Genomic DNA, 25,665 nt, shown 5'->3' with positions numbered 1-25,665 from the left:
AAACCGTTTAAAGTGCAAAGTCTTAAAGAATAAAAAGTAAATAATTCATAATTTTTTTTAATTTTAAATTTCTCATGGGATTATGTTATTGATCAATGCCAGCAGTTAAAAAGAAGCCTTCCGTCACAGAAGCGTTGTTTCCTATTTTGTTCCTTATAGTCTTATTGATAGTGAATATCAATATATTTGGTACGGAAGGACTTTCGGGATCCAATCAGCTTGTCCTGATAATATCATCCGCTGTTGCCGGTCTCATGTCCGTTTTCCGGCTAGGTGTGAAATGGAACGATCTGCAGGAAGGCATGGTCCACAGCATATCTTCTGCCATGTCCTCCATATTGATACTTTTACTTATCGGTGCTTTGGCAGGGACATGGATGCTTAGCGGGATTGTTCCGGCCATGATCTATTATGGGTTGCAGGTATTGAATCCCACCATTTTTCTATTGGCCGCCTGTGTCGTAAGCGCTATTGTTTCTGTGGCCACGGGAAGCAGCTGGACCACAGTGGCCACGGTGGGGGTGGCCTTGTTGGGGATAGGGAAGGCATTGGGTTTTGGCGAGGGTATGATTGCCGGCGCGATCATTTCCGGGGCATATTTTGGAGACAAGATGTCGCCATTGTCCGACACCACCAATCTGGCGCCGGCGATGGCCGGGACCGATCTTTTCACCCATATCCGCCACATGACCAAGACCACCGTGCCATCCATACTGCTTACATTGATTGTTTTTGGCATCATAGGTTTTGTAGGTGAGCCCCATGGGGCCGTAGGTCAGGTACAGGAAATATCTGAAGTAATCAGCCAGCGGTTTGAGATCAGCGGATGGCTTTTTATTGTGCCCCTGGTGGTATTGGGCCTTATCATAACGAAAGTTCCCGCCATACCGAGTCTGTTGACCGGGGCTTTGCTAGGCGGGGTGTTTGCAGTGGTATTTCAGCCCGAGATGATCCGGGAACTGGCCACAGTGACCGGTGGTTATGTCGTGCAGGCTTTTGAGGTGGTGATGAGGTCTCTTTATGGAGAAGTAAGCGTCGTTACTTCCAATGAAGTGGTCAATGAACTTTTGGTGACCGGAGGCATGGCCGGTATGCTGAACACTGTTTGGCTGATCATATGTGCCATGGTATTTGGGGGGATCATGGAGGAAAGCGGCATGTTGAAAGTCATAGCAGAAACAGTGATCAGCAAAGTCAATTCGGTGGGTTCGCTGATAGCCTCCACCGCCGGTACGTGTGTTTTCTTTAATATCACTACCTCTGACCAATACCTGGCCATCCTGGTACCGGGACGGATGTATGCTGATATTTATAAAAAGAGGGGGCTGAAGGGAGAAAACCTCAGCCGTACCCTCGAAGACAGCGCTACTGTGACCTCAGTGCTGATTCCATGGAACACCTGTGGAGCCACTCAGGCATCCGTACTGGGAGTAGCCACACTGACCTATGCACCTTATTGTTTTTTCAATATCATCACCCCTTTTATGACGGTATTGTTTGGATATTTTAATTGGGGGATCAATTATTACACTAAAAAAGAAATCGAAGAAATGGAAGAAGAAATACTGGTATGATACCTTTAAAAATAACCAAAGAAGAAGTAAATCAGCTGGATTTGGGAGCCTTTCTGGGAGAGATAATCCTTGTCAATGAAGAGGAAGATTTTCGGCAGATGTTAGAAGATCTTTCGTCTCATAAATTCATTGGTTTTGATACAGAAACCAGACCGGCTTTCAGAAGAGGGGTGAGCCATGATGTCTCATTGCTTCAGTTTTCTACCCAGGAGACCGCTTATCTGGTGCGTCTAAACGAAGTAGGCTTTAGGAGTGAAGTAAAGAAAATTCTGGAAGACCCGAACATCATCAAAATCGGCGCGGCGGTGAGGGATGACCTGAAAGGCCTCAAAAAACTAAATCCTGCATTCGAACCCAAATCTTTTTTTGATCTGAATGAGGAATTGAGAAAGGTTGGCTTTTTGAATGTAGGTGTGCGCAACCTCAGTGCCATGGTGCTGGGCATCCGGATATCCAAATCAGAACAGGTTTCAAACTGGGAGGCACAGGCATTAACAGAAAAACAGCTGTTATATGCAGCGACAGATGCATGGGCCTGTCTGGAAATCTTCCTTAAACTTTATAAACACGGATATTTGGACGGGGTTTTTTCTATGTAAGGCATTCCACAGACGGGATGGCTCTAAACTGTTCCGTTGCTTTTTCCAGTAGCATTTCCCTGCACTGCAGTTTTATCCGGCACTGGTGGTCATATGCCTGTGAGAGAATTTTCATCCCGTTAACATTGATCAGTTTCATGACCTCGTTCATGGCGGGATAGGGGAAATTAAGGGTTATTTCCTGCATGATGGTTTCTTCTACGATTTTATTCGCCAGAATGGCCTCAGCTGCAGCGGTTTTATATGCCTGCACCAGACCTCCCACCCCCAGTTTGGTGCCCCCAAAATAACGGACCACTACCACCAGGACATTCGTTAGCCCAAAAGACCTTATCTGTCCTAAGATGGGATCTCCAGCCGAATGATGGGGCTCTCCGTCGTCGCTTGTCCGATAATGTTGAAGGTCGTCTCTGCCAAGTACATAGGCATAACAATGGTGCCGGGCATCATGGTAGGTTCTTTTGAAAGCCCCTAGTTTTTCCTGAACCGTGGCTTCTTCATCCACACGCGACGCGAAGGACAGGAACCGGCTGCCTTTTTCTTTGTATATGCCGGTGGACTCTTCTCCCAAGGTCAGAAAGGTGTCTTTCATTTTTATAATTATATTAGCAGCAAAAGGACTTTTCAAGGCTAAGATAATATACTTGGTGAAGTAATAAAACAAAGAAAGATGAGTGATCCCCCTTTGGTCTCTGTCATATGTACCTGTTTTAACCAGGGGAAATACGTGTCCGATGCACTGAACAGCATCCTTTTGCAGCAATATCCTAACCTTGAATTGTTTGTCATAGACAATGGCAGTCAGGATGACTCCTCAAAATCAATAGAAAAATGGGTGCAAAAACACAAAGAAGAATTAGAAATCGGCACGTTTTATTACCGGGATTCTCAGAACTATTGTTGGGCATTTAACCAGGCACTTTTTAAAAGCAGAGGAAAATATGTAGTGGACCTGGCCGCAGATGATTTTTTACATCCCGGCCATATCAGGACGGCGGTGGATACGTTGCAGGGATCAAATGCGGCTGCCTATTTTTCCAATGCTTTGCTTATGGATGAAAAGGGGAGGACCCAGGCTTTCTATAGCTTGGATAAAAGGGGAAACCTTCGTCAGAAGGTGCCGCAGGGGGATATTTATGCTTTGCTGGTACGCAAGTATATCTTATGCACTGCCACTTTGGTTTTTGATGCAGGCTGTTTGAAAGAGGAAGGCGGATATGATGAACGGCTTTCTTACGAGGATTTTGATATTATCGTTCGCCTGTCCCGCAAACATGATTTTGTGTTTCATGAGCATATCGGGATCACCAAACGGATTTTAAAAAAATCTTATTCCGCCCAACAGTATTTGGCCAGAAATTCAGTGATGCTGCCTTCTACTTACAGGATTTGCAGGAAAATCCAGGCCATGAATAAGACGCCGGAGGAAAAGGAAGCCTTAAAACACCGGGTAATGCATGAAACCAAGCATGCCTTGGCTTCTGCTAACTTTGAAACAGCGGAGAAGTTTTTAGGGCTGGCCGCCGATTTGGAAATCAGCGGATTTACTTATCGGTTGTACCGAATGTGGAAAAGGACAGGAATGGATTTGTCCGCCCTTTATAGAAAATGGCAGCATGTTCGGAAGGGCCTTAACCGGTAAATGTTTCAAAGACTATCGCGTCATTCTCCTTGCACCGGCCATGTCTATTTTGCGCCGACGACCACCTCCTTGAAGGTTCCCGGCCGAAAGTATTGTTGGCCAATGGCCATCATCTCTTCAAGAGTGAAATTTTTGATATACCGGAGTTGTTCCTGATAGAAGCCAAAATCCATTCCTGCATGATGGACTTTTTTGAAATGGGTCATTAAATCAAACGGACTGCTGAATTGAGCCAATAAATGGCCTATCATATAGTTTCGAACAATCTCCAGTTCATCGGGCGGGAGGGGCTCCTGAGAAAGCACGGACAGCTCTTTGTAGACTTCTTCAATGACCTGATCAGCATGCCCTTCTTTTACATCGGCCAGTACCAGCAAGTAATCCGCGCTCTTCAGGCTTCCTAAAAAACTATGGATTCCATAGGTATAACCCTTTTCTTCCCTTATGTTTTTGATCAGCCTGCTGCCAAAATACCCGCCAAGAAACGTATTGAAAACAGTGACGGCATGATAATCGGGATGTGATTTGGATATGAGGGTCTTTCCCAGGCGAATGCTGCTTTGGACCGCTTGGGGTTTGTATTCAGTCAGTCTGCGGTCTGGAAGGCTTTGATAAGGGTTTCCGTAAATAGGTTCTCCCGAGTAAGGAAGATCCCCAAATGCCCCTTCTACTTCTTTGAGATCGGCATCGGAAAGATTGCCTGTAACGAAGATTTCGGGTGTAACCCGGAAATTCTCATGATAATACCGGTTTAATATGTCCCTGTCAATTCGATCCACCTCATCTTCCTCTGCGATGTACCCAAAAGGATGGTCGTTTCCAAATAAAGCTCTTCGTATGAGCTGATTGGCCCTTGTGCCGGTTTGTTCCTTTTGCAGGGAAATGGTAAGTTTTTTCTGAGACTTTCTTTTATTCAGTTCTTTGTCAGGAAAAACGGCTTCTGTCAGTAAGGAGCGGAATACAGGCAGTACCTGGCTGAAGTGTCTGGTGGTGGTCAGAAGCTCCAAGCCATGTTTTTCGTATCCCGTGTGAATTTCCACTTCAGAGGCATGATAATCGAAAAAGTCATCTATTTGCTCTGAATTCATATCCCCGGTACCTTCCAGAGCCATGTGCAGACTGAAAAAAGGGACTAAGGTCTGCCCGTTATCCAATTTGCGGTAATCTATGGGAAATATGATTTCCAGCTTCACAGCTTCGATTTGCGGGGTAGGTATAAAATACAAAGGGACTCCGTTTTTGAGAGTCCATGTTTTTGGGGGGACAAGGTCAATTTTTTCCGGAACCTTGAAGGGTGGTGCCTGACTACGGTCTAAAATCATTTCTGGACATTGTATAATAGTGTAAACCTCAGGGTTTCTGCCAAAGGGTGGTTTTGTACCTGAGGTACCAGATAAGAGAAATCAAAACCTATTCGCTGGTATTTGAACCCAACACCCATGGTAAAATACCTCCTGCCTCCTTTTCGCTGGTTTTCGTAAAAGTATCCGGTTCTAATCGCAAATTTATCATCATAGGAATACTCTGCCCCAAAAGAGATCATCACTTCCTGCATCTCTTCCCTGAACCCTCCGGGAGCATCCCAAAAGGAGGTGAACATGCCATTTAATAAGGGCCTGGAGGGGTCCAGTCCCCTGTCAATCATAGGTCTTCCATCGGGCCCGGGGATGAATTGGCCATTCTCGTCTTCCCTATAAAGCGGAGGCGTGGGAACCATCAGTTTATTGAAATCCAGCGCAAAAGTGATTTTGTTAAAATCATCCATGGGAATGGCCAGGGCGGTACCGATACGAAAATTGGTAGGCAAATAATCCAGATCATCCGCGCTGTTATAGGTGATTTTGGGTCCGATGTTGGAGATGTTGGCTCCCAAGGACCATTCGGCTTCCTTTCCGGACATCAATACTTCCTGGGTATAATACATCCCCACATCTGTTCCTACACTGACACCCGGTCTGCTTTCGTTGCCGCCGGCGGAACTGATATTGCCTGACAGGTTGGAATGGATAAAACGGGCTGAAATTCCCAAAGAAAGATTATCGGATAACTTTCTGGAATAGGTGCCCCCTATCGCGATGTCCCGGGGGTTAAAATCTCCCAAAGGATTGCCGTTTTGATCCGTGAGCTGAATGTCACCCATGTTGAAATAACGAAGGTCTATACCAAAGGCAGATACATTGTCTATTCTTTTATACCCTGTAAGATAGTTAAGGGACATGTCAGGGACCAGTCTGCCCAACCAGGGGGAGTAAGAAAGAGAGAAACCGATGTCGTCCTGAATGAAAGCCAGCTTACCTGCATTCCAATGCGCCGAATTCGCATCCGGTGTGGTGGCGACTCCCGCATCCCCCATAGCAGAGTGCCGGCTGTCCGGTGCAAAATTCAGAAACGGCACGGCAGTAGTAATAACCCTTCGGTTGGGGTCCTGCCGGGAAAGCGCCACAGAATTCTGTGCCAGAAGTTGCTGCCCCAAGAGGGAAAATAAAAGAAAAATTGGAGATGATAGAAGAATGGTTTTTGTTACTTTCATTGAATAATAATTTTTCCGCCTTTTCTGTCCGAAGTACCATCTTCTTCAGACGTAAGTGCTATTTCGTAAAGATAAGTTCCTTTTACCGGATATTTCGTTTTGTCATGCAAAAAAATCCAGTCTATCCCATCGATCCCGGGATTAGCTCTTGGAAAACGCTTTGTCATGGAAAATATTTCATGACCCAGCAAAGAAAAAATCCTCAGTTGGAGACTGAGGTTTTCTCCGGGCCGATTGTGATTAATCCTGAAAAAACTGGCTTCACGGGCCGGATTGGGATAACTGACCGCCTCGTATATTTTGAGCTTGTGGATGCCATAAACTTCTATTTCCATGGTTTTTTCCGACATATTCCCCAAGTTGTCAAAAACCCGGACAGTCAAGGTGTTGATGCCTTCACGGAGACCTTTTAATGTCGTTTTGATATATCCTTCTTGATAGCTGCTGTGGAGGCTCCGGTAATCTCTGTTGAGGAACCGAGGCATTTGATCATTTAATGTGAGGCTGATCTGTTGGTCAATGTTGTTTTCTGAGATGTTGATGCCGGATTTATCCTTTAAAAAAATCCAGATGGGAGCCTGGCTTGTATTGATTTTTTTAGCAGATTGAAGACTGTCCAGGATGTTTATTTTTATAGAAGGCCCCTCGCTGTCGTTTTGCAGGTTATCCGAAATGCCTCCTACCATGATCTTGTTGGCCCCCATCGCCTCCCTCTTGTCATGTGGATTTCGGGCGAAAACCCTCACCACACCGAGGTCGAACTCATCTTTGATAGGTTGACCGATGACCATTTCCCCCTCAAAGACACCGCCTTCCACTGTCCCTGTTCCTCTGAAAACCGCATTGTTATATTCCTTGTAATGGGTTTCAGGACTTTCGTCCCCAAGTGTTTTCATCATTAGGGCCTTATCATACAGTGCGATTTCGAAACTGCCGTTAAAACCATTGGCCTGGGCTCCTGTAAGCGGGTCCTGAATAGCGCCTTTATACCGGACCCTTTGCAGCGCTCCCAAGGTATCCACAGAGGTTTCCACATCAATGTCCCAAAATTCCGCAGTTTCCCCCCAATAATCAGGCAACTTAAGTTTTAAAGAAGGGTCTCCCAGTAGTGAAAAGTTTCTGTTTAAGGCCCCGTTGAGACTGTTGTTTTTTGTGTATTTAAAAATTTCTCCCAAGCTGATATATTCTCCCCCCTCTCTTATGAATACTGTTTCGATAAAGGCTTTGTTGAGAGAAAAATTAATGCTGCTGAAAACAGGCCTGCCTGTTGTCAGTAAGGCTATTGCACCCTTTTTTTCAGCAAACAGGAGCTCTTCTGCTCCTGAGCGGATAAATGGACTGTCGTGCCGCCCAAATTCACAAGTGGCCGTTACAAAAACAGGGAGCTTGTCATTTTCGGGCCAATTCCGAATGTCACCGATTGTGAAAAGTTCTTCTGCGGCCAGGGTGGTCTCATTACCGTGACCGATATAATTGATCAGCAGGACTCCCCGGTCAATGTAATCCGTGAGCGTTTCTTTTGCTTGGGGGGAGCGCTGGGAAGAACCTGCCTGTACCTGTTCATAACTGTCCAAATAGAGTTTTTGAAGGGAAAATTCCGGGTTGTTTTCATGGAGGTAGGCAGCATGGCTTTCGGAATCGTGGAGATGGATGTTATTGTCCCCGTCATCTGCAAGGAAAAGTACCTTCCTCTTCCAGTCCCCTGCTCCCGTCTCAAGACTTGAGTATTGAATGATTTTGTTTACCGCGATGGCAGCCTCCCTGACGTTGATAGCCGGGACCCTTCCTGTACCAATGTCGAGTTGGTGGTCACCTTGTTGGGATTCTTCCCATTCGCCTTCTCCCATCTGTAAAAAACCGAAAAAATCATCCGAAGAGTAGGTGGTAAGGGGATTTAGGCTGCTTCTGGAGCTGTAGGTGGGTACAAGGTTGGGCCTCCCACCAAGTTTGTTTTTATAATCAAATGTACCCTTGCCGAAGAAAAGGGTGTTTTTCAATGCGCCTCCAATGTGAAATTGGTAAGCCAGAAAATTCCGGATGGCAACGATGTCCGGATTGCCATATCCGAAATGATCATAAATATCCTCCAAGAGGACAGTTTTAGCCGAAACACCGGTATTGTTTTTATGTTCCGACAACCTCTTGGCTTGTCCCTGTAGTTCTCCGGAAGTAATGATGAGCAATTCCGGAAAAGCATCATCTGTTTTTAATGTTCCATTGATCGCTTTAACCTGATTTATCGCAGGGACATTGGATGGATCAAATACTACAAATTTGCTGATATCAGAAGAAATTTCCCTTTCTTCACCCAGTTCCTCTATTTGGTGAAAACGGGTGACGTCCCAGATTTTTTGGGCAGCAGCAGTACCCAGGTCTATATTTTTGCCCTCAAGGTTGTAATAGACACCCTCGGGAAGCGCGTCAGAGGCAAAGGGAAATCCGACCAACACGTAATCCAAATAGCCCAGGCCATTGGGATTGCCTGTTTGAAAGCTACAGGAGAACGCCAGCTCATCCTGCGAACCGTGTGCCGTTAAGCCATTAAACGCTTCTTCTCTTCCCTTCACTGCATAAGTACTGTTGGGGACGGAAGCTACCTGCAGTGCCCCCACGTTCTGATTGTCCACATTCAGCTCGAAATGGCTTGCTGCATGCGACTGGGCCATCACGGATACAGATAGCCACACAGGTTGATCAGCGGTTCCCTCTGGTCTTTTGAAAGGAATTCGGATTCTATTGCCGTTAAACATGCGGTCTCCATACCATTTTCTGCCGGAATTGAGGATGTTCACTTCTTCCTTTTTATAGGATTGGATTTGATACAGCACACCGGTTGACAGATGGTCCTCCGTTGCCAAAGAATGTCCGCCTTTGTCTTTTATTTCGGAAGTAGAGGGTTTCCCGACATTTAATATATAATGCAGGGTGTCCGTGTATAGATGGGGTTCGAAGCTTACATGGGATTCCTCCAGGAAAATGCGATGGGCAGCAGACAAATAAAAGTAAAGGTCTTCGCCTATCTTCTGAACAGGAATTTCTCCGGATGTAAAGATGCTGCTGTCAAGTTTCTGTGGTAGCATCCCCCCAAAACCATAAATACTTATTTCATCCACACTGCCGGCGCCCCACTGCCTGGCCTGCTGTGCCGTGATTTTATAGACACCTTCCTGCGTGATGGGAAATTTATATTCCTGCCCCATAACCCATTGTAATGGGAGCATCATGGACAGCAAGCCCAAAAACCCTTTTATCTCATGTCTGGCCCACATTTTTTTCCGTAGCGTAGCTGATCACCGATATGCAAATATAGGAAAGAATGGCAAAGGGTATTCCCCCGATTCCCCATATCAAAATACTCAAGCATGACATCAAAATGGTTAAGTACCGCCATTTATTGTCCGATAGACCGAATTTTTTAAATTTTAACGCCAGTAAGGGTAATTCAGCAGTCAATAGTAGGGAAAAAACGACGGTTAGTCCCAGTAGAAAATAAATGTTTCCGATCAACGCAGCCGCCCATTCCTGCGAGTCCGCCAAAAAAGGCAAGGTGGAGAAAAACAGGGCATTGGCGGGGGTAGGAAGCCCTATAAACTGGTCCGACTGTCTTTCGTCAATATTGAATTTAGCTAATCTCAGCGCGGATTGGATCCCTATGAAAAAGGCCAGAAAAGGAAGAAGAATTACTTCCGGATCTGCGTCTAAAACCAGAAAAAACACGATAAAAGAAGGCAGGACACCGAATGTGACCAGGTCTGCCAGAGAGTCAAGTTGTTTCCCTATCTCGCTGTGTACTTTTAATACCCGTGCGGCAAGGCCGTCAAGAAAGTCAAATAACGCCGCGGCGAATATAAAATACGCTCCCACGGAAACACCGCTTTCGAAAACAAAATAAATGCCCAACATCCCAGACACAAGGTTCAGGCAGGTCAGAAAGTTTGGAATATGCTGTTTTATGTTCAAAACCGTGCGTATTTGCCCACAAATGGATTGTTGGTTTTCTCTTCCCCAATTTGAGTGGCTGGACCATGGCCGGGATAGACGGTTACCTCGTCTGGCAAGAAAAAAAGTTTTGTTTTTATGGCGTCCAATAAGGTGTCATGATCTCCTCCCGGCAGGTCGGTACGGCCGATGCTTCCCTGAAAGAGGGTATCGCCGCCGATACATTCCAGGGTAGGTTCGTGGTAAAAAACCAAATGACCGGGTGAATGTCCGGGTACCAGGATGGACAAGAGCCTGCTTTGGCCGAAATTAATCCATTCCCCTTCCCTGATATAATGGTCCGCTTTACTTTCCTGGTACTGCGGGAATCCGTAGTTTGGGGCATAAGCGGGAACGGCCTTTAAAATTTGGCTTTCATCCTCATGAAACCAAAGCGGAATGTCATAGGTGTTTTTGACAAATGCATTGCCTAATACATGATCTATATGACAATGGGTATTAAGCAGTTTCACAGGGGTAAGACCCTCCATTTTGATGAAATCGAACAGCATGGCCTTTTCCCGCTTCTCATAACACCCAGGGTCAATGATGACGGCCTCTTTTGATTCGTCATACAGCACATAGGTGTTTTCCATAAAAGGATTAAAAGTAAAGGACTTTATATTTAACATTTTGTTTATTGCTTGGTGTTTGACTCTTCAAAATAACAAAGAATGATTTACTTTTGGGCATGGAAGTGGATTTTTTACTTATAGGCCAGGGATTGGCCGGCAGTGTTTTATCCTACAGGCTTTTGGAAGCGGGCCTGAAGGTGCATTTAATAGACAGGGATGAAGACAATACGAGCAGTAAAGTTGCTGCGGGTCTTTATAACCCGGTTACCGGGAGGAAAATGGTGAAAACATGGCAGGTAGATACACTTTTTTCCGAATTGGAACCGTTTTACAAAAAAATAGAAAAGGTTATTGGGGAAAAAATACTCCATCCCGTAGCCATTTACAGGCCATTTCTCTCGGTAGAAGAACAGAACGAATGGATGGCGAAAAGCGCCGATCCACAATATGCGCCATTCGTCAGGGAAATAGCCACCCGTTCGAGATACCGCGGGTTAAATGACCCGTATGGAGGGGTAGCGCTGGCTAGATCAGGTTATCTGGACATACCGGTGTTCTTGTCGAAATATGCGGGTTGGCTGGAAAAGCAGGGGGCTATCACCAGAGGAGAGTTTGTGGAAGACGACCTGAAAATTACCGGCCGGACAATGGCTTATCACGGGATTAAGGCTAAGGGGATTGTTTATACAAATGGGTTGGGGGCAAGTGAAAGCAGATACTTCAAATGGCTGCCTTTTGCGCCGGTGAAAGGGGAAGTGCTGACGATAGCCCAGGATTTTGAAGCAAGAGAAATCATCAACAGGGGTGTCTTCAGGATAGATCTGGGTAAGGGTGTGGCAAAAGTGGGTTCCAACTATGAAAAAGGGGAACTTACCGTTGTTCCCACGGAGAAGGCCAGGAAAGAGATTCTGGGGAAATTGAACGAGCTTTTTAATATCCCTGTGAAGCGCATTCTGGGGCAAAAAGCGGGAATAAGACCTGCGACAATTGACCGAAGGCCCTTTTTGGGAAAACATCCTGAATACAAAAACGTTTATGTTTTCAGTGGCTTGGGCACGAAGGGGGTTTCTCTGGCTCCGTATTTTAGTGAAGAGATGATAAATTTATTAATTTTGAATAAGGAACCTCAAAAAGAAGTAAACATAAATCGTTTTTTTAAGTATATTTAAAACATTAGAATCAACACATGTGAGGTGAGCATATGAAAATTAGATTTCTATCACTTATATGGTTTATGTGCTGTCTTTATGGGGCTGTGCCAGGATGGGCGCAGTTTGATCAGGAAAGATTTGGCAAAAACAGAATCCAGCACAAAAACAAAGAATGGCATTTTTTTAATTCCAATAACTTTGAGGTCTATTACTATGATGGAGGCCGGGCGAATGCTAGGATGGCCATTGATTTTCTGGAAGGGGAGTTCGACAAACTGACGCAATCCATAGGTTACGTAGCCTATACCAAGCCGAAAATATTTATCTACAATTCCAGGCAGGAGTTGTTACAAAGTAACCTTAGCCTTAACAACAATAATTTTACAGTAGACGGACAGACATTTTTCAGCAAACTTTTGGCCGAAGTGCCTTATACCGGTTCCTGGGAATCCTTTAAGAAGGAACTGGTTTATAATACCTCCAAAATCATCATAGAGGAAATGTTGTATGGCTCCAGTATTTCTGATGCCTTTCAAGCCAATTTGATCAATAACTTCCCTGATTGGTTCATTGATGGGGCTGCGATGTACCTGGCGCACGGGTGGAGTTTGGAAATGGATGATTTTGTAAGACATTACCTTAAAGACAACGACAATCCCAAACTTTTCAAACTGCAAAATGAGGAAGCTGCTTTGGTGGGACAGTCTATATGGAACTATATAGTGGAAAAATATGGGCGAAGATACATATCAAGCATCCTGAACCTGAGCCGCATCAACAGGAATGAGGAAAACAGTATAGCCAATACATTGGGCAGACGCTTCAGGGATTTTAAAACGGAATGGCAGACTTTTTATACCGGATTGAACAAACAGGTATTGGACACCTTCAAAGATATTAATAGGAATAACGTCATTGCGGAAACATCCAGAAACAAATTTGGGGCTATCACCAGTATTCGCTTCAGTCCGGACGGAAAACACCTGGCCTATGTGATCAACACGGAAGGCAGGCATAAGGTGAAGGTCCGGGATCTTTCCAACAACAGGGAAAGGGTAATTTTTAAAGGAGGCTATGCTTCCTTTGATCAGGAGGCAAATTATTCTTCCCCGGCGATTGCCTGGAAAGATACCTTAAACCTGGTAATAGGGACTTTCAAAAGGGGGGTGACCACGTTGAGAATGCGGGCCATTGACGGCAGCAGTCAGGATAAAATTTTTCTCCGAAACATCACCCAGATACTTGATCTTAATTTTGCACCCAATGGGAGGACCATGGTGCTCTCTGCCATCAATAACGGCCGTACAGATATCTATACCTTGAACATGAGAGGCCAGGGAAGGAGGCTTACCAATGATATATTTGACAATAAGACCCCGCTTTTTCTCAATGACTCTACAATTATTTATGCTTCCAATAAAGCGGATCTCCCGGATAGCCTTTTAACGGGGAATGTAGATGTACACAACCTGCCGGATTATTTTAACCTGTACATGATGGAAATAGGTGATTCCATCGTAGATACCAGGCTGACAAATGTCAATCACATTAACCTGCAACCCAGGAAACTTAACAATACCACCATCCTTCATTTGAGTGAACAAAGCGGTATCATGAACATCATGCGGGTTGGGTTGGGAAGCAACATATCCAGTCAGGTTTCTGCTTTCGACAAAAGCCTTGAGACATTTGATTACAACCTGGCTTCCAACAAATGGGCTTATTCGGTGAGAGATGGCCGCCAAAGTAAACTGGTTCTGGAAAATTTTCCCAATATGGACCAGTTCACCCCAAGCACACCCAGGGTTCAATTTGAGCAGGCAAGGGCGCTGAATGAGAGAATTTCCAGCAGGCGAATTAACAGGGAACAGGAGGAGGAAGACCGGGACGGTGAAAAAGAAGACGATCCGTCAGCTGACCCCATTCCTGAAGAGGAGGCAAAACAGCTTTCGGATGGTGAATTGGACATCCGGTTGGAAGACCTGATGATGGATGGGGATGCGGAAGATGCCGCCACCGAATCTAAGCCGCCCGTGGAGGCAGACACCACCATCACCGGCGTAGATCTCGAATCATTGATGATGGGAGAACCGGTAGAGGTTCCATCGGTTGAAGAAGACAGGAATGCGGCGGCGGATACTGTCCCACAAACAGGGGCCATCAACTTAGACCGTTTGAGATTTGAAAGAGAAGGCGGGCTGGATACGGACAATTACACCTTCGATACCATCCCCGACCTGACTGAACCGGAGATGCTTCAGCAGCAACAGCAACAGCCACAACGAGGTATGACGGCGGATAGAAGAAGTAATATTCTTGATGCGTTCAGGCAGCAGGCCATGGTGAAAAGGGTCCAGGGTCCGAGAAGATACATTCCGCAATTTATAACAACCAGCTTAAATACATCCTTTGTCGTCGACCCTTTAAGAGGGTTTGGAATAAATCTTACCGGTAGGATGACCGACTTGTTGGATAACCACTCCATCCGGGGGGGGATCATGGCGGCGCTTGATTTCAGGTCAGGCAGTGACGTGTTTTTTGAATATGAGTACCTGAAATACAGATTTGATATCAGGGGACGCTTTGACCGCAGGGCTATCCAGAGGAGTGAAGGTGACCTCACCTTTCAAAAATACGTGCTTACCAAGTCGGAAATCGGGATCGCCTATCCCTTGTCGGTGAGTACCCGGGTTAGCGTTACGCCATTTGTGGCGAAAACCCAATATTTCAACCTGAATCCGGATTCCGTATTGCGGGGCTCAGAAGGAGAGCAAAACAGGCTGGACGTCAACTACGTCGGTGGCAGGGCCGAACTTGTGATTGACAAAACAAAGCTGTTGGGACTCTATATGGAACAGGGCTTTAAAGGAAAAGTCGGCTTAACACATTATCAGGGACTGAATTTGCCCGAACGTTCTTTCAGTAACCTGTATTTGGATTTGAGGAATTATCAAAAGGTCCATAAAAACATTACCCTGGCCACACGGTTGTTTGCGGGGAGTTTCTTTGGCCAAAACCCCCAGAAATACCTTGTAGGTGGGATGGACAATTGGCTGTTTAACCAATTTTATCAGCCACCCACTAACCGCCCTGAGGTTTCTCCGGTCAGAAATGTTTCAGGAGTTGAAAATTCCAATATTCTTTTTGCCGAGTTTGTGGACTTAAGGGGGTATGATTATGATGAGATCAGGGGTAACAATGTGATTACCTTTAGCTCCGAGCTGCGCATCCCTTTGTTTTCCTATTTGTCCCGGGGAAACATCACTTCTAATTTCATCAGGAATTTCCAATTGGTGGGCTTTTACGATGCGGGGTCTTCCTGGTCAAATGCAGCTCCCTGGGAAAGGGTAAATGACCAAAATACAGAAATAATCAATACGGAGGGGTCTCCTTTTGTCATCACCTTGAACAATTTTAATAATCCATGGCTTCAAAGCTACGGGGCAGGGATTAGAACGGTTTTGTTGAATTATTATGTGAAATTTGACGCTGCCAGACCGATAAGGAATTATACCACAGAGAAAACCAGATTTTATGTAACTTTGGGGTATAATTTTTAACATGTTTTTTTCAATTTATTTTATATCTATGATAAAATCAATGACCGGCTATGGCCTGGCCAATTTAGAAAATGAGGAATTTGTCGTTCAGGTTGAAATCAAAACCCTGAATTCCAAGTTTCTGGACCTTAGTATCAAATCGCCGAAGCAGTTTTCTGATCGTGAATTGGAAATAAGAAACATTATCGCCGGCATATTGGAGAGAGGCAAAGTCAGCATCACCATTGAGTTTGCTTCAAAAAAGGAGGATGAACTTCCGATTGTTATCAACGAGGCTTTATTCAGAACTTATTATTCCAAATACAGGGAAATGGCGGCCACCGTAGGAGAAAGGCCGTCTGATATATTCAAACTGGCATTGCAATCGCCCAATGTGTGTGTAGCGAATACGGAGAAACCGGAGGGGAGTCTCGAATGGGAAACCTTAAAAGAAGTGTTGACAAAGGCATCGGTTCGATGTGACGGTTTCAGGAAACAGGAGGGAGAGGCATTATTGGGAAAATTCAGGGAAAACCTCACGGCGATTGCTGACAGCCTGGAAAAAATAAAAACGGAATTGCCCAGAAGAAAGGAAAAGCTGGTAAGCAAGATCCGGCAAAATTTTTCGGAATGGATGGAAGACCAGTCTTTTGATGAGAACCGGTTTGAACAGGAGTTGATCTATTATTTTGAAAAACTGGATGTTTCTGAGGAAATAACGAGACTGCACACCCATTTGGATCTATTTTCCGATGTGTTAGAGGCAAACAACTCTCAAGGTAAGAAACTAGGGTTCATCAGCCAGGAAATCGGCAGGGAGATCAACACCATCGGGTCCAAAGCAAACGATGCTGAAATTCAGAGGCTGGTCATCAATATGAAAGATGAACTGGAAAAAATTAAAGAACAGGCTTTGAACATTTTATAACGGCATTTTATTTCTCAGCAAATTTTATCAATTCCTCCAAAGGAATTTCTGACAGGCTTTTCTCATGGGTGGCTTCCAAGACCACTTTTGGAGCCTTTCCTGCATGATAGGCTTCCAACCATCTGCTAAGGCAAATGCACCAGCGATCACCGGAATTTAAACCCGGAAAGCCCCATTGCGGCCGGGGAGTACTGAGGTCATTCCCCATTTCTTTACTGAAACTCAGAAATTCTTCCGTCATAATGGCACATACCGTATGGACTCCGGTATCCTCTTCCGCTGTATTACAACATCCATCCCGGTAAAATCCCGTTTTAGGAGCCATGCTGCAGGGCTGCAAAGGTTCTCCAAATACATTGGTTTTCATTCGCGTGTAACAGATATTATGATGATAAGAATAAACCCGATTCAGTTATGTAACAAAAAAATGCCATAGATTTCTCCATGGCATTTTTATTTTATGGCTTAAGCTTATTAGCTCAATTTAAACCTGATAGGCAATCTCATTTTTACCCTTACCGGTCTACCTCTCTGTCTTCCAGGCTCCCAGGCTGGGGCTTCTCTAACTACCCTCATGGCCTCTTCGTCACATCCTCCGCCGATACCTCTCAAAATATCGACATCTTGAATAGACCCGTCTGTGTTCACCACAAACACGACATAAACCGTTCCTTCAATCCCCATCCTTCTGGCTTGTGTAGGGTATTTTAGGTTTTTCTGAAGGTATTTGTTCCATCCTTCCATTCCTCCCGGAGGAGTAGGCATGTTTTCTACGACGTCGAAGATCTCATCCGCCTTCTCTTCTACAGGGGCTTCTTCTATCACGACTTCCTTTATCACGGTTTCTTCCTTAACATCCACGTCAAAGTTAACCTCGATTTTCTCCTCAATCTCTACCTCATCGGGAATCTCCTTGATTTCAGGCTGTTCGATGGGTGGTGGAGGTGGTGGTGGCTGCTCGGTGATGGGTATATCCAACAGTTCTTCAAAGTCATCGTCGATCGATCCCAGATCTTTGAGCAAACCATCATCGAATGATTTGTATTCAAAGGCAAACAGGACCAGACCTACACTGATCATTAACCCTAAATTCAGGAACATACCTGTCTTTTTGGTCAAGTCAGCTTTTGGTGTTTTTTTGGCTTCCATGTTAAAACTCCTTTTATTTTTTTGATTTCAGTTTTTTCTTTCGATTAACAATTGTAACAATTTATTTTTATTTATACAAGAGCACTTTTTCTCTTATTTAAATAAACAAAAACAACTGTACCTATAGTTCCCCCCAATGCATTGGCCACTATATCCCAGCCATCAAAAGACCGTCCCGGAACGTATCTCTGCATGTACTCAGTAAAGATAGCAAATAATATCCAAAAAACTAAATAATTAGTAAAAAAATATCTGTTTTTCTTTTCTATCGGATGAGGCTTTTCATTGATTACCCTGTTCCATAGGAATACCAGGCCAAAAAAGAGCATAAAATGGATAAGCTTATCCGATCCAAAGAACTTTGGAATTTTTGGCACGTTACTGCCAGGAGAAAATATGGCATACAGCACCCCTATGGTCCAGATCAGCGCCGGTATCAGTCTTTTTTTCAATCTTTTCCTTATTGTCCCACCAACTGCTTATAATCCTCCGAAGATAAGAGGTCAGCGGGCAATTCACCATTGATCTTTACTTTTATCATCCACCCTTTCCCATAAGGATCTTCATTCACCAGTTCAGGCGCCGCTTCAAGTTCTTGATTGAATTCAATTATTTCTCCGGCAACGGGCATAAAAAGATCCGAAACAGTTTTAACTGCTTCTACGGTACCAAAAACCTCACCGGTATCAACTGTTTCACCCACAGTTTCTACATCCACATATACAATATCCCCCAGTTCCTTTTGGGCAAATTCAGTGATGCCGATTGTGGCTGTTTCACCTTCGGCTTTTATCCATTCGTGGTCTTTGGTGTACTTGAGTTCTTTAGGAAAATTCATATGCTGTCAATTAGTTGTCCAAAAATACAAGGATTCATTCAATGTCAAAATCATTGGCTCAAATTAAATGTCAACTGCCCCCCAAATGCGGTAGAGCTTCTTCTAAAGGCGGTGGAGACTTTTGGGTCGTTGATGGTCCGGTCAAAGTAAAATTGTACATTAAGTTTTTGGTTGACCACATAGCCGATGCTCGGCCTCAATTGGATATTCAGGTTTCCGTCGGTAAGGGTGCTTACTTCCTCTATTTTTCTTTGAACGGTTCGGGTATCCATCACCCGGGTGGATATTCTCACGGTGAGGTCGTTGCTGAGCACTTCCTGCTGACCTTGGATTTTGAAGGGGACTTTCACCCCAGCCTTGGTATACCCAAGGTCAAACCTGAAGTCCTGACTCTTTTGTTCCCTTATTTGAGCATTGGAGAAATTCAAACCGATATTTCTTTCCGAATTGTATTCAAAACTGATGTTCATCCTGTCTTTGGTAAGCAGGTCAACCCCTATCAAAGGGGCAAACCTTTCCCAAATCACCACATCGTTAAGTACAAAGATGGGAATAAATGCCCCAAACTCATCCGTAAGTGTTGCTTGGGGAATATTTTGCAGGGCATTGTAAAGCTCCAGGCCTTCTTGGTAAAGCAATGAGTTGGAAAAGTTGCTTACTTCATAGGCAGAAGCATAGCTGTGGGTTAAGTTAATGGATGAAAAATATTCACTAAAAGCCGGCAATCTGGCCAATCCCCGGTACTCTATCCTCCAATTGGGCAAAGGGATTTTAGGGAACGGATTCAAAGAAACTTCTTCCGGGGATTTGCCGGAATAAGCCGCCAAAAATGAAGGCACAAGCACACTCTGCCCATTGATATTATAGGTGCCTCCCGGATTTTCTGCTTCCAAGCGGCTTTGAATAATGGCCCTGTAATTTTCAAAATCCTGAAAGAGAGGAGAGTTATTTTGGGCATCATCCCGTGCAAAAACTGTTTTGATGATATTGTAGCTGATGCTATACGCCCCCATTCTGTTGGGATTCACGGAGGTATAGCTGTCGCTTCCCGGACTGGACCTTCTGAAAATTTCGGTATAGTCTCCCGTTTCCCTTTTGCGCAGGTCCAAGGTGATCCGGAAATCTCTGATGGGCTCTACAAGAGAGGATATCTGGAGATTTTTTGTTTCGTTTTGCCGGAAAGTTTGGGTAAGGGCGGTACTCGGTGCCAATACGCCGTTGTTGGCAAGGTCAAACCGGACATTGCTGTTTTGACTGCCGAATATGAATCCCAAACCGGGGTTCATAAAACTCCTGTCCATACCGAGGAGGCCTGTGTTTTCCAGATAGCCGGGAAGGAAAGTGCCTTCGGTGATTTGATACCTGAAATTGACTTCCTTTATCATCATCAAAAATTTCAACAGGTCATCACCCTTTCCACCTGTTGAAGGTTGGTCCTCTTCTGTCTGCCGGCCCGGGATAGAGGGTCTTTTCGGTGCGTTTAAGGCATTCAGCTTTTTGCTTTTGTTGTAGAGTTGTACAAGATCAAGTTTACCGGTGATCGACCTGTCCCTGGAATTTTGGATCACGTTCCCCAAGCTGTCCCTTTGTCCCAGCGCACCGGTTACCCAACTGTAGGTAGCCTCGTACCTGAGATCCGTTCTGATCCAGTCCGTAAGGGGGGATTTATCCAAGGGTACGGTATAATTGACCACTGCCTGGTGGGTGTAATTGGTCGTACGGCCCAGCCGTCTGATATTGGCCCTAAGGGAATCCAGCTTCGCTTCCGTGTCCAGATCACCTTCAGGCTCGTCCACAACGGCATTGATACTTGAATTGTAATCAAAGGAAAGGTTTTTGGTAAAATCCCAATTCAGGCTGTAAAAACGGTTAATGAAAAAGCTTTTTTGGAACAAGGGATCCACGCCGGTAGTCGACAGCTGGTCATTCCTGTTTTGGGTTCTCATGAACCTTCTGTCCACATCCAATCTGGCGGATACCAAAGAAGGGGAAAAATTAAAATTGATGTCCTGTAGAAGTTGCAGATGGTTGCTGTCTAAAAACCCGAAGTTCTTGAAAGGTTCTACGATAAGCGGGTTGGGCTGGAAATTATAGGCGATGCTGCCCCGGTAAGTTTCAAACTCATAACTTTCCATTTGTATATTGCTTTGTCGCACCGAACCAAAGGCATAAGAAAAGGAGAAGTTTTCCAAATCATAGATTCTGTTGGTTTCCTTTTCAGGATCCCTGACTTTCCTTACGTTGTTCAAACTGAAATTCCTTCGTTTGGATTGGTCCAGGACAAGGTTCCTATAAGTATCCCTTTCTTCATCCGTCCTGAATTTCTGAAGGGCAATCTCAAAGGGAACGTCCGGGTTCAACGGGTCAAATTCAGGTTTGGTGGTCGAGTTTTCCAAGCTGACATACATGGGAATACTCAGCCCAAGTCCTTGGGGAAGGATTTTGTCCACATTTACGTTTGCTGAAATATCATACTGGGTGGTGGATTCCCTGGCCCTTTCAGAAAGCCTGGTTTCTAAGCTGCCAAAACCAAAGCTGTTGTGACGGATGGAGGAAGAGATCACCGCCACATCGGCAATTTGTGCGTTCAGCCGGGCGTTGGCAGCCCATCCGGAGGACTTGTTGAAGTCGGTAGCGCGGAGCTCATTGGCCCATACACAAACCGATTTGCTGGCTCCTCCTGTATGGCCCGGGTTCCTGATGCCTATCATCATCCCCTGAATAAAGCTCAATTCAGGCCGGCCGACTACAGTGACTTTATATTGACGTATTTGGGCAGAATAAGCCAGGTTTTGGGGTCTTTGGTTGTTGTCCCTTTCCGCCTTGACGCCTACTATTTCATTGATGGCGATGTCTATCTCGTTTTCCAAAGGCCATATTTGCCTGGGATCACGTGTATTGTGAGGGGTGATCATCAAAGGCACCTCAATCTCATAATAGTTGTCGGTGTAATCTGTTCCCAGTCGTAAATAAGCGGTCAGTTCCCCGTTCTGGGCGTCCCGACTGTGAGCATGGAAAAACATTTTTAACCTGCCATATTGAACCAAGTCTTGGTCAACATTTTTAAAAACCGCTCTGGAATCTCTGCTTTGTAAATTTTCAACACAAAGGCTCAGGGATTGTTCATTAAGCTGTCTTTCCACGGTTGACGTATTGTCACGGTCTCTGAAAATCCCCGGCGGCAATACGTAGGGAGGTTGGTCTTCACTGCCCTGTCCGTGTTCTTCGATGTTTACCACCCCAACCGTAAAGTTGGAATTGTCGGGTTCAGGGATCTCCGAAAACCCTCTCTCGAACAAAGATTCCTGAAAAATCCGCCATTGGCTGCCCACGAGCCTGAAGTTCCCCATCCTCAATACCACCGGCTGTTGAAAATCGGTAAGATAAGTCCTCATGAAACGGATTGACTTGAATCCGGAAATGCCACCATACGATCCGTGTGGTTGTCTTACAGGAATACGGAAAAGATACCAGTTTACCTCCTCGCCATTTTCGACGTGGGTTATCCTATCCACAATATTGTTTTCTCCTACACGGAGCTGATTGGGTCTCAGGTCGATTTCGTATTCATAGTAGCTTTCCAACTCATTGATGGTGTTGTCGTTGTTAAGGTCTTCATTGTCGGGGACGTTGGAGCCTGAGGGGGTATAAGGAAGGTTTGTATTGGAGGTAATGGGGGTGTTGCCCTCCATCCCGTTGAATTTTTTATACCGTTCCAGTATTTTGATGTTGCCTTGGTCAAATTCAGGGTCAAGATAATATTGAAAATCGTCGGCCGAAGGGTCGTTTAGGATCTCCTGCATGGCTTCTGGTGCTACGTTTAGCCTGTCAAGGTAACGACTCTGGTAAAAAGCGACTTCATCTTCATTGCTCAGCCCGTCCAAGCCTACGTCCTGGTTTTGCCTTGCTTCAGCCGAATTGTCAAATGCCGGGGTCAAAAACTGCTGATTGGTCACCCTTCCCCATTCATTTTCCGCAGTCCTTTCAGTGGATCCATCCGGAGACAAGCCGTTTTCAAAAGCATGTCTGCCATCTACCATGACATCTTCGGATATTTCGCCCAGGTTGAATACAAGTTTTCCCCCGGTGGTATTATTTTCGTTGAAAACCCCATCGAGAACCCTTCCATTCGGTCCGGGCAAAAAAGGATCCATCAGCCAGAATTCTATGTATTCGATGTTGGTCCGGTCAAAATCCACCTCAGAGGTGATGGCCCTGGTGATCCCTCCATAGTTTTGCCTTGGATTGGGCAATAATCCGTTGCCAGTGAGCGAAGTATTGTAGTTGTACATGCCTCGCTCGTGGGGGAAATAGGCCATTTCAAAGAGAGGTTCGGGGGTAATGATTACATCCCGGATTCTCCCCTGGTAGATTTCCTGCGGAATTACCCTTCTTACGTAATGATTCCTTCTGTCCTCCCGGTCAATATTGGATGGGACGCCGGGACCGGATTCCCTATAGAAAACGTTGTCTATAGTATACCACGCCAGCCTGGCTCTCCTATAGGCGTTGCCCAGACGGTCTTCACTCAGCTGGCTTTGGTCAAAACGGTTGTCATCGGTGGCAGGTGTGGCTCCTAGCTTCCAGGTTTGTGGGGAAGAGCCCAGGTTAAATGGGATGATGGCCGTCTCAAAATCATCGATGTAAGAAGCCCCCTCTCCGTCCACTTTGTTGGAAGTGCCCGGGATGAGGTGTGCAAACTCCCCGGAGAACTGAATGAGGGAAGTCTCCTTGGTTTCCGTAAAGGGAAGCGCATCTGCCAGTTTTGTCAGAAACAGCGATTCATCGCTGTAGTTCATGTCGAGCCCCCACAAGCTGTTTCTCAACGTTTCATTTCCGGTACTTATCCTGGATATGTTGGGTCTTTCGTTGAGATACAGAAACGTACCTCCAATGTTGAAATTTTCACTAAAAAGATAATCAAACCGGGTACCCAGCAGACTTCTGGTCTGAAAGGAAACCAAATCCGCCTTTTCAAAGCTGATACTTATCCTTTTACCGGACTGGAGAATACCTTCATTGATGATCACCAGCCGTCCTGTATTGTAGTCAACGGTATAGTCCACTCCTTCTGTAAGAGGAATGTTTCCGGCAGTCACCAAAACAGAACCTTCCGAAATATTGAGTCCGGGGAGCTGGATTTCAGAGGCTGATCCTGCTGTAAAGCTGCCTTTTAGAAAGTACTTGTTCAGTCGTGTGACCAGTTCTGCATCTGCCAGTGTCGTTCTATACAGCGTGTCGTAAACAAATTTATCTTTGAGACTCGCTTCGGAAGGGAGAAAATGGTTTTCAAGCGTCTTTCCAAAAGGTTCCAAAACAGGAAAGACGACCAGCCCCTGTTCGGGACGGATGGTAATGCCCTGCACAAAGTCGAAATTGCCGTCGGGCTGAGGATCATTTTGAGGATTGAGGTTATCCAACTGCAAAAGACGGATCAACGGGATGTCTTTTACATTTTGCCCTTCCAAAAGGCTTGGGTTGTCCAATCCCGTTCTATCGTCCCTGTAGATGATCTGGAGCTGAAACCCCTCGCGCTGGATCTGGTTAGCGTTCAGGTTGTATACGTTTTTCATCATCAGGTCCCAGGTAGGGATCCGGGTGTTGATCCTTGCCGGACGGAGCATTTTTAGAAAAAGGACTTCATTTTCCGGCCTGTTTTGGTAATCCTCTGATAGTTCCCCTACTTTATAACTCTGTCCATTATAAGTGTATTCATATGAAACAGCGATAACTTCGTCATTTTGTAGCTTCCTGGAAAGACTAAAATAACCCAGTTCACGGTGAAAAGTGTATTCGTTCTCCGCAAGTTTTCTGGCACCGTTGATCTGTTCGAAGTCAGTTCCTCTTTCCAGTCCCAGTTGGTTGCCTATGGCGCTGGCGGACTGCTGGGAATTTCTGAAGGAGGGGTTGGCACGAAGACTTGCAAACAAGTCGTTGGCGCCGTTGGCGGCTGGTGACTGCGGATTTCCCGAACCGATATTGGGATTGTCCGGCCGGTATATGACCTGTCCCTCCCCGAGATCCAAAAAGGCAGCAAAATTACGCAGGGTTTGGGTGTTGTTGGCCCGGTTCATAATGTATACTTCAAGCCGGGTGATCTGCACCCCTGACAAAACCTGAGGTAATCCACGCAGCCAGTTTTCATAGTTGTTGCGGAAAAAATGGCCGAGGAAGAAGTGCCGGTTTTCGTCATACTCCGAAGCCCTGATTTCAAATGGCCTTCCCTGATTTCCTCCTTCGATGATGATTTCATCTCTCCTGCCTCTTTGGGTGGAAGCTACTGTGGTCATAAAAAGCTTCCCGAACTGCATCTGGGTTTTTACACCGAAAAGGTTTTGGGCTCCCTGTATCAGACTGTTTTGAACAGGCATACTCACATTCCCTATTTCCACACTTTTCAAAATATCCTCTTCAAACCCCGTATACTCGACTTTCAGCTGGTTTTCAAAATCGAAGGAATTATTGCTATCGAAATTGGCCCCTATCCGTACTTTTTGTCCGAGGAGACCGTTTACGCTCATTTGGATTTGCTGGTTAAAGTTAAAGCCTCCGTTTCGCTGCTGCCGGATGGGGATAGAGGGGTTGTCAATTCTTCTGAAAATACCGCCGAAGTCCAGGTTTACGTTTCCCGTGGGTATGATATTGATTTCATTGCCTCCAAAAATCCTGTCAAAAGTCGGGCTCATGGTAATGGGAGGGATCAGGCCCCTGCCTCCCACGGCGCTTTCCCCATCCATCCCCCGGGATCGGTTTCTCCAATATTCCTGCCTCAACCTTAATTCCTGCATTTTTGAAAAATCGTCGAAATCCAGGGTATAGCCGGATTCCACCTCTCCTGAATCCAGGTCTTCCAGTATTTTATATCTAAAAGCGGTGTCTACTTCTACCTCTATCCTTTGTTCGGTGGGAGGGGGTAGCAGAAAGGGCGATGACCCCCGTAGAAAAGGGTTTTGATAGGGGTAAAGGGGACTGGTATTCAGGTTGTCCCAAAGCAAAAATGAAGGAAGGCTTTTCCTTTTTTGCAGAGAATCAAGCCTACTGGGAACCGTGTCCGCGGTGCTGCCGGCAGGTTCCTGAAAAGCTTGTAAATGAGACATACCTATAATGCACAGCACAAGACACAACCAAATTTTTCTGGTTAGCAAATGATGTGTTGACTTTA

Annotated in this window: 17 protein-coding genes; 6 read left to right on the top strand and 11 right to left on the bottom strand. The window is 45.4% G+C overall.

What is annotated here, in order from left to right; translation table 11 throughout:
- The first annotated feature begins 95 nt into the window (after positions 1-95).
- Both nhaC and ACFPFU_RS16995 read left to right on the top strand, forming a co-directional pair.
- On the top strand, positions 96-1,574 hold the full coding sequence (gene nhaC, locus ACFPFU_RS17000) for a Na+/H+ antiporter NhaC (protein WP_377066228.1): 1,479 nt from the start codon (positions 96-98) through the stop codon (positions 1,572-1,574).
- Positions 1,571-2,173, top strand: coding sequence for a 3'-5' exonuclease (locus ACFPFU_RS16995; RefSeq protein WP_377066226.1), 603 nt, complete (start codon positions 1,571-1,573; stop codon positions 2,171-2,173). The genes nhaC and ACFPFU_RS16995 overlap by 4 nt, the downstream gene beginning before the upstream one ends.
- On the opposite strand, the gene ACFPFU_RS16990 is transcribed toward ACFPFU_RS16995, so the two are convergent.
- Entirely contained in the window at positions 2,166-2,765 is a 600-nt protein-coding gene (locus ACFPFU_RS16990; protein WP_377066224.1) for an IMPACT family protein, read from the bottom strand. The genes ACFPFU_RS16995 and ACFPFU_RS16990 overlap by 8 nt on opposite strands.
- A 78-nt stretch (positions 2,766-2,843) precedes the next feature.
- Here ACFPFU_RS16990 and ACFPFU_RS16985 point away from each other — a divergent pair, with 78 nt between their 5' ends.
- Complete coding sequence (locus ACFPFU_RS16985) at positions 2,844-3,815, top strand: glycosyltransferase (RefSeq protein WP_377066222.1); 972 nt, start codon at positions 2,844-2,846, stop codon at positions 3,813-3,815.
- 44 nt (positions 3,816-3,859) lie between these two features.
- On the opposite strand, the gene ACFPFU_RS16980 is transcribed toward ACFPFU_RS16985, so the two are convergent.
- The 5 genes from ACFPFU_RS16980 to ACFPFU_RS16960 all read right to left on the bottom strand — a co-directional run bounded on the left by ACFPFU_RS16980 (position 3,860) and on the right by ACFPFU_RS16960 (position 10,955).
- Positions 3,860-5,041: a M16 family metallopeptidase gene (locus ACFPFU_RS16980; RefSeq protein ID WP_377066220.1), complete on the bottom strand. Its 1,182-nt coding sequence runs from the start codon at positions 5,039-5,041 to the stop codon at positions 3,860-3,862.
- A 92-nt stretch (positions 5,042-5,133) separates the two neighbouring features.
- Positions 5,134-6,345, bottom strand: coding sequence for a type IX secretion system outer membrane channel protein PorV (gene porV, locus ACFPFU_RS16975; protein ID WP_377066218.1), 1,212 nt, complete (start codon positions 6,343-6,345; stop codon positions 5,134-5,136).
- The gene (gene porU / locus ACFPFU_RS16970; protein ID WP_377066215.1) at positions 6,342-9,614 is read right to left on the bottom strand and encodes a type IX secretion system sortase PorU; all 3,273 of its coding nucleotides are present in this window, start codon (positions 9,612-9,614) and stop codon (positions 6,342-6,344) included. The genes porV and porU overlap by 4 nt, the downstream gene beginning before the upstream one ends.
- Positions 9,598-10,305: a CDP-diacylglycerol--serine O-phosphatidyltransferase gene (pssA, locus tag ACFPFU_RS16965; protein WP_377066213.1), complete on the bottom strand. Its 708-nt coding sequence runs from the start codon at positions 10,303-10,305 to the stop codon at positions 9,598-9,600. The genes porU and pssA overlap by 17 nt, the downstream gene beginning before the upstream one ends.
- Positions 10,302-10,955: an MBL fold metallo-hydrolase gene (locus ACFPFU_RS16960; RefSeq protein ID WP_377066211.1), complete on the bottom strand. Its 654-nt coding sequence runs from the start codon at positions 10,953-10,955 to the stop codon at positions 10,302-10,304. Before ACFPFU_RS16960 ends, pssA begins: the two co-directional genes overlap by 4 nt.
- A gap of 59 nt (positions 10,956-11,014) precedes the next feature.
- Here ACFPFU_RS16960 and ACFPFU_RS16955 point away from each other — a divergent pair, with 59 nt between their 5' ends.
- From ACFPFU_RS16955 to ACFPFU_RS16945, 3 genes are read left to right on the top strand one after another with little or no spacing between them, the layout of a single operon-like run.
- Positions 11,015-12,067 carry an NAD(P)/FAD-dependent oxidoreductase gene (locus ACFPFU_RS16955; RefSeq protein WP_377066209.1) on the top strand — a complete coding sequence of 351 codons (1,053 nt, stop codon included), beginning with the start codon at positions 11,015-11,017 and terminating at the stop codon, positions 12,065-12,067.
- Positions 12,068-12,099: 32 nt separating this feature from the next.
- Entirely contained in the window at positions 12,100-15,609 is a 3,510-nt protein-coding gene (locus ACFPFU_RS16950; protein ID WP_377066207.1) for a biopolymer transporter Tol, read from the top strand.
- A gap of 28 nt (positions 15,610-15,637) precedes the next feature.
- Entirely contained in the window at positions 15,638-16,516 is an 879-nt protein-coding gene (locus tag ACFPFU_RS16945) for a YicC/YloC family endoribonuclease (RefSeq protein WP_377066205.1), read from the top strand.
- 7 nt (positions 16,517-16,523) lie between these two features.
- Here the strand turns inward: ACFPFU_RS16945 and ACFPFU_RS16940 are convergent, their stop codons facing one another.
- The 5 genes from ACFPFU_RS16940 to sov all read right to left on the bottom strand — a co-directional run bounded on the left by ACFPFU_RS16940 (position 16,524) and on the right by sov (position 25,600).
- Entirely contained in the window at positions 16,524-16,883 is a 360-nt protein-coding gene (locus ACFPFU_RS16940; protein ID WP_377066203.1) for a DUF2237 family protein, read from the bottom strand.
- Positions 16,884-16,990: 107 nt separating this feature from the next.
- Positions 16,991-17,665, bottom strand: coding sequence for an energy transducer TonB (locus ACFPFU_RS16935; protein ID WP_377066201.1), 675 nt, complete (start codon positions 17,663-17,665; stop codon positions 16,991-16,993).
- A 71-nt stretch (positions 17,666-17,736) separates the two neighbouring features.
- A complete protein-coding gene (locus ACFPFU_RS16930) occupies positions 17,737-18,117 on the bottom strand; it encodes a VanZ family protein (RefSeq protein WP_377066199.1) in 381 nt (126 codons plus the stop codon).
- Positions 18,118-18,125: 8 nt separating this feature from the next.
- The gene (gene gcvH, locus ACFPFU_RS16925; RefSeq protein ID WP_377066197.1) at positions 18,126-18,503 is read right to left on the bottom strand and encodes a glycine cleavage system protein GcvH; all 378 of its coding nucleotides are present in this window, start codon (positions 18,501-18,503) and stop codon (positions 18,126-18,128) included.
- A 50-nt stretch (positions 18,504-18,553) separates the two neighbouring features.
- On the bottom strand, positions 18,554-25,600 hold the full coding sequence (gene sov, locus ACFPFU_RS16920; RefSeq protein WP_377066195.1) for a T9SS outer membrane translocon Sov/SprA: 7,047 nt from the start codon (positions 25,598-25,600) through the stop codon (positions 18,554-18,556).
- Between the last annotated feature and the right edge of the window lie 65 nt (positions 25,601-25,665).

The sequence above is a fragment of the Negadavirga shengliensis genome, from assembly GCF_042652345.1.
Lineage (GTDB): Bacteria > Bacteroidota > Bacteroidia > Cytophagales > Cyclobacteriaceae > Negadavirga > Negadavirga shengliensis.
The sequence above is the reverse complement of the archived record's forward strand: the minus strand, read 5'-3'. Positions and strand labels throughout refer to the sequence as shown.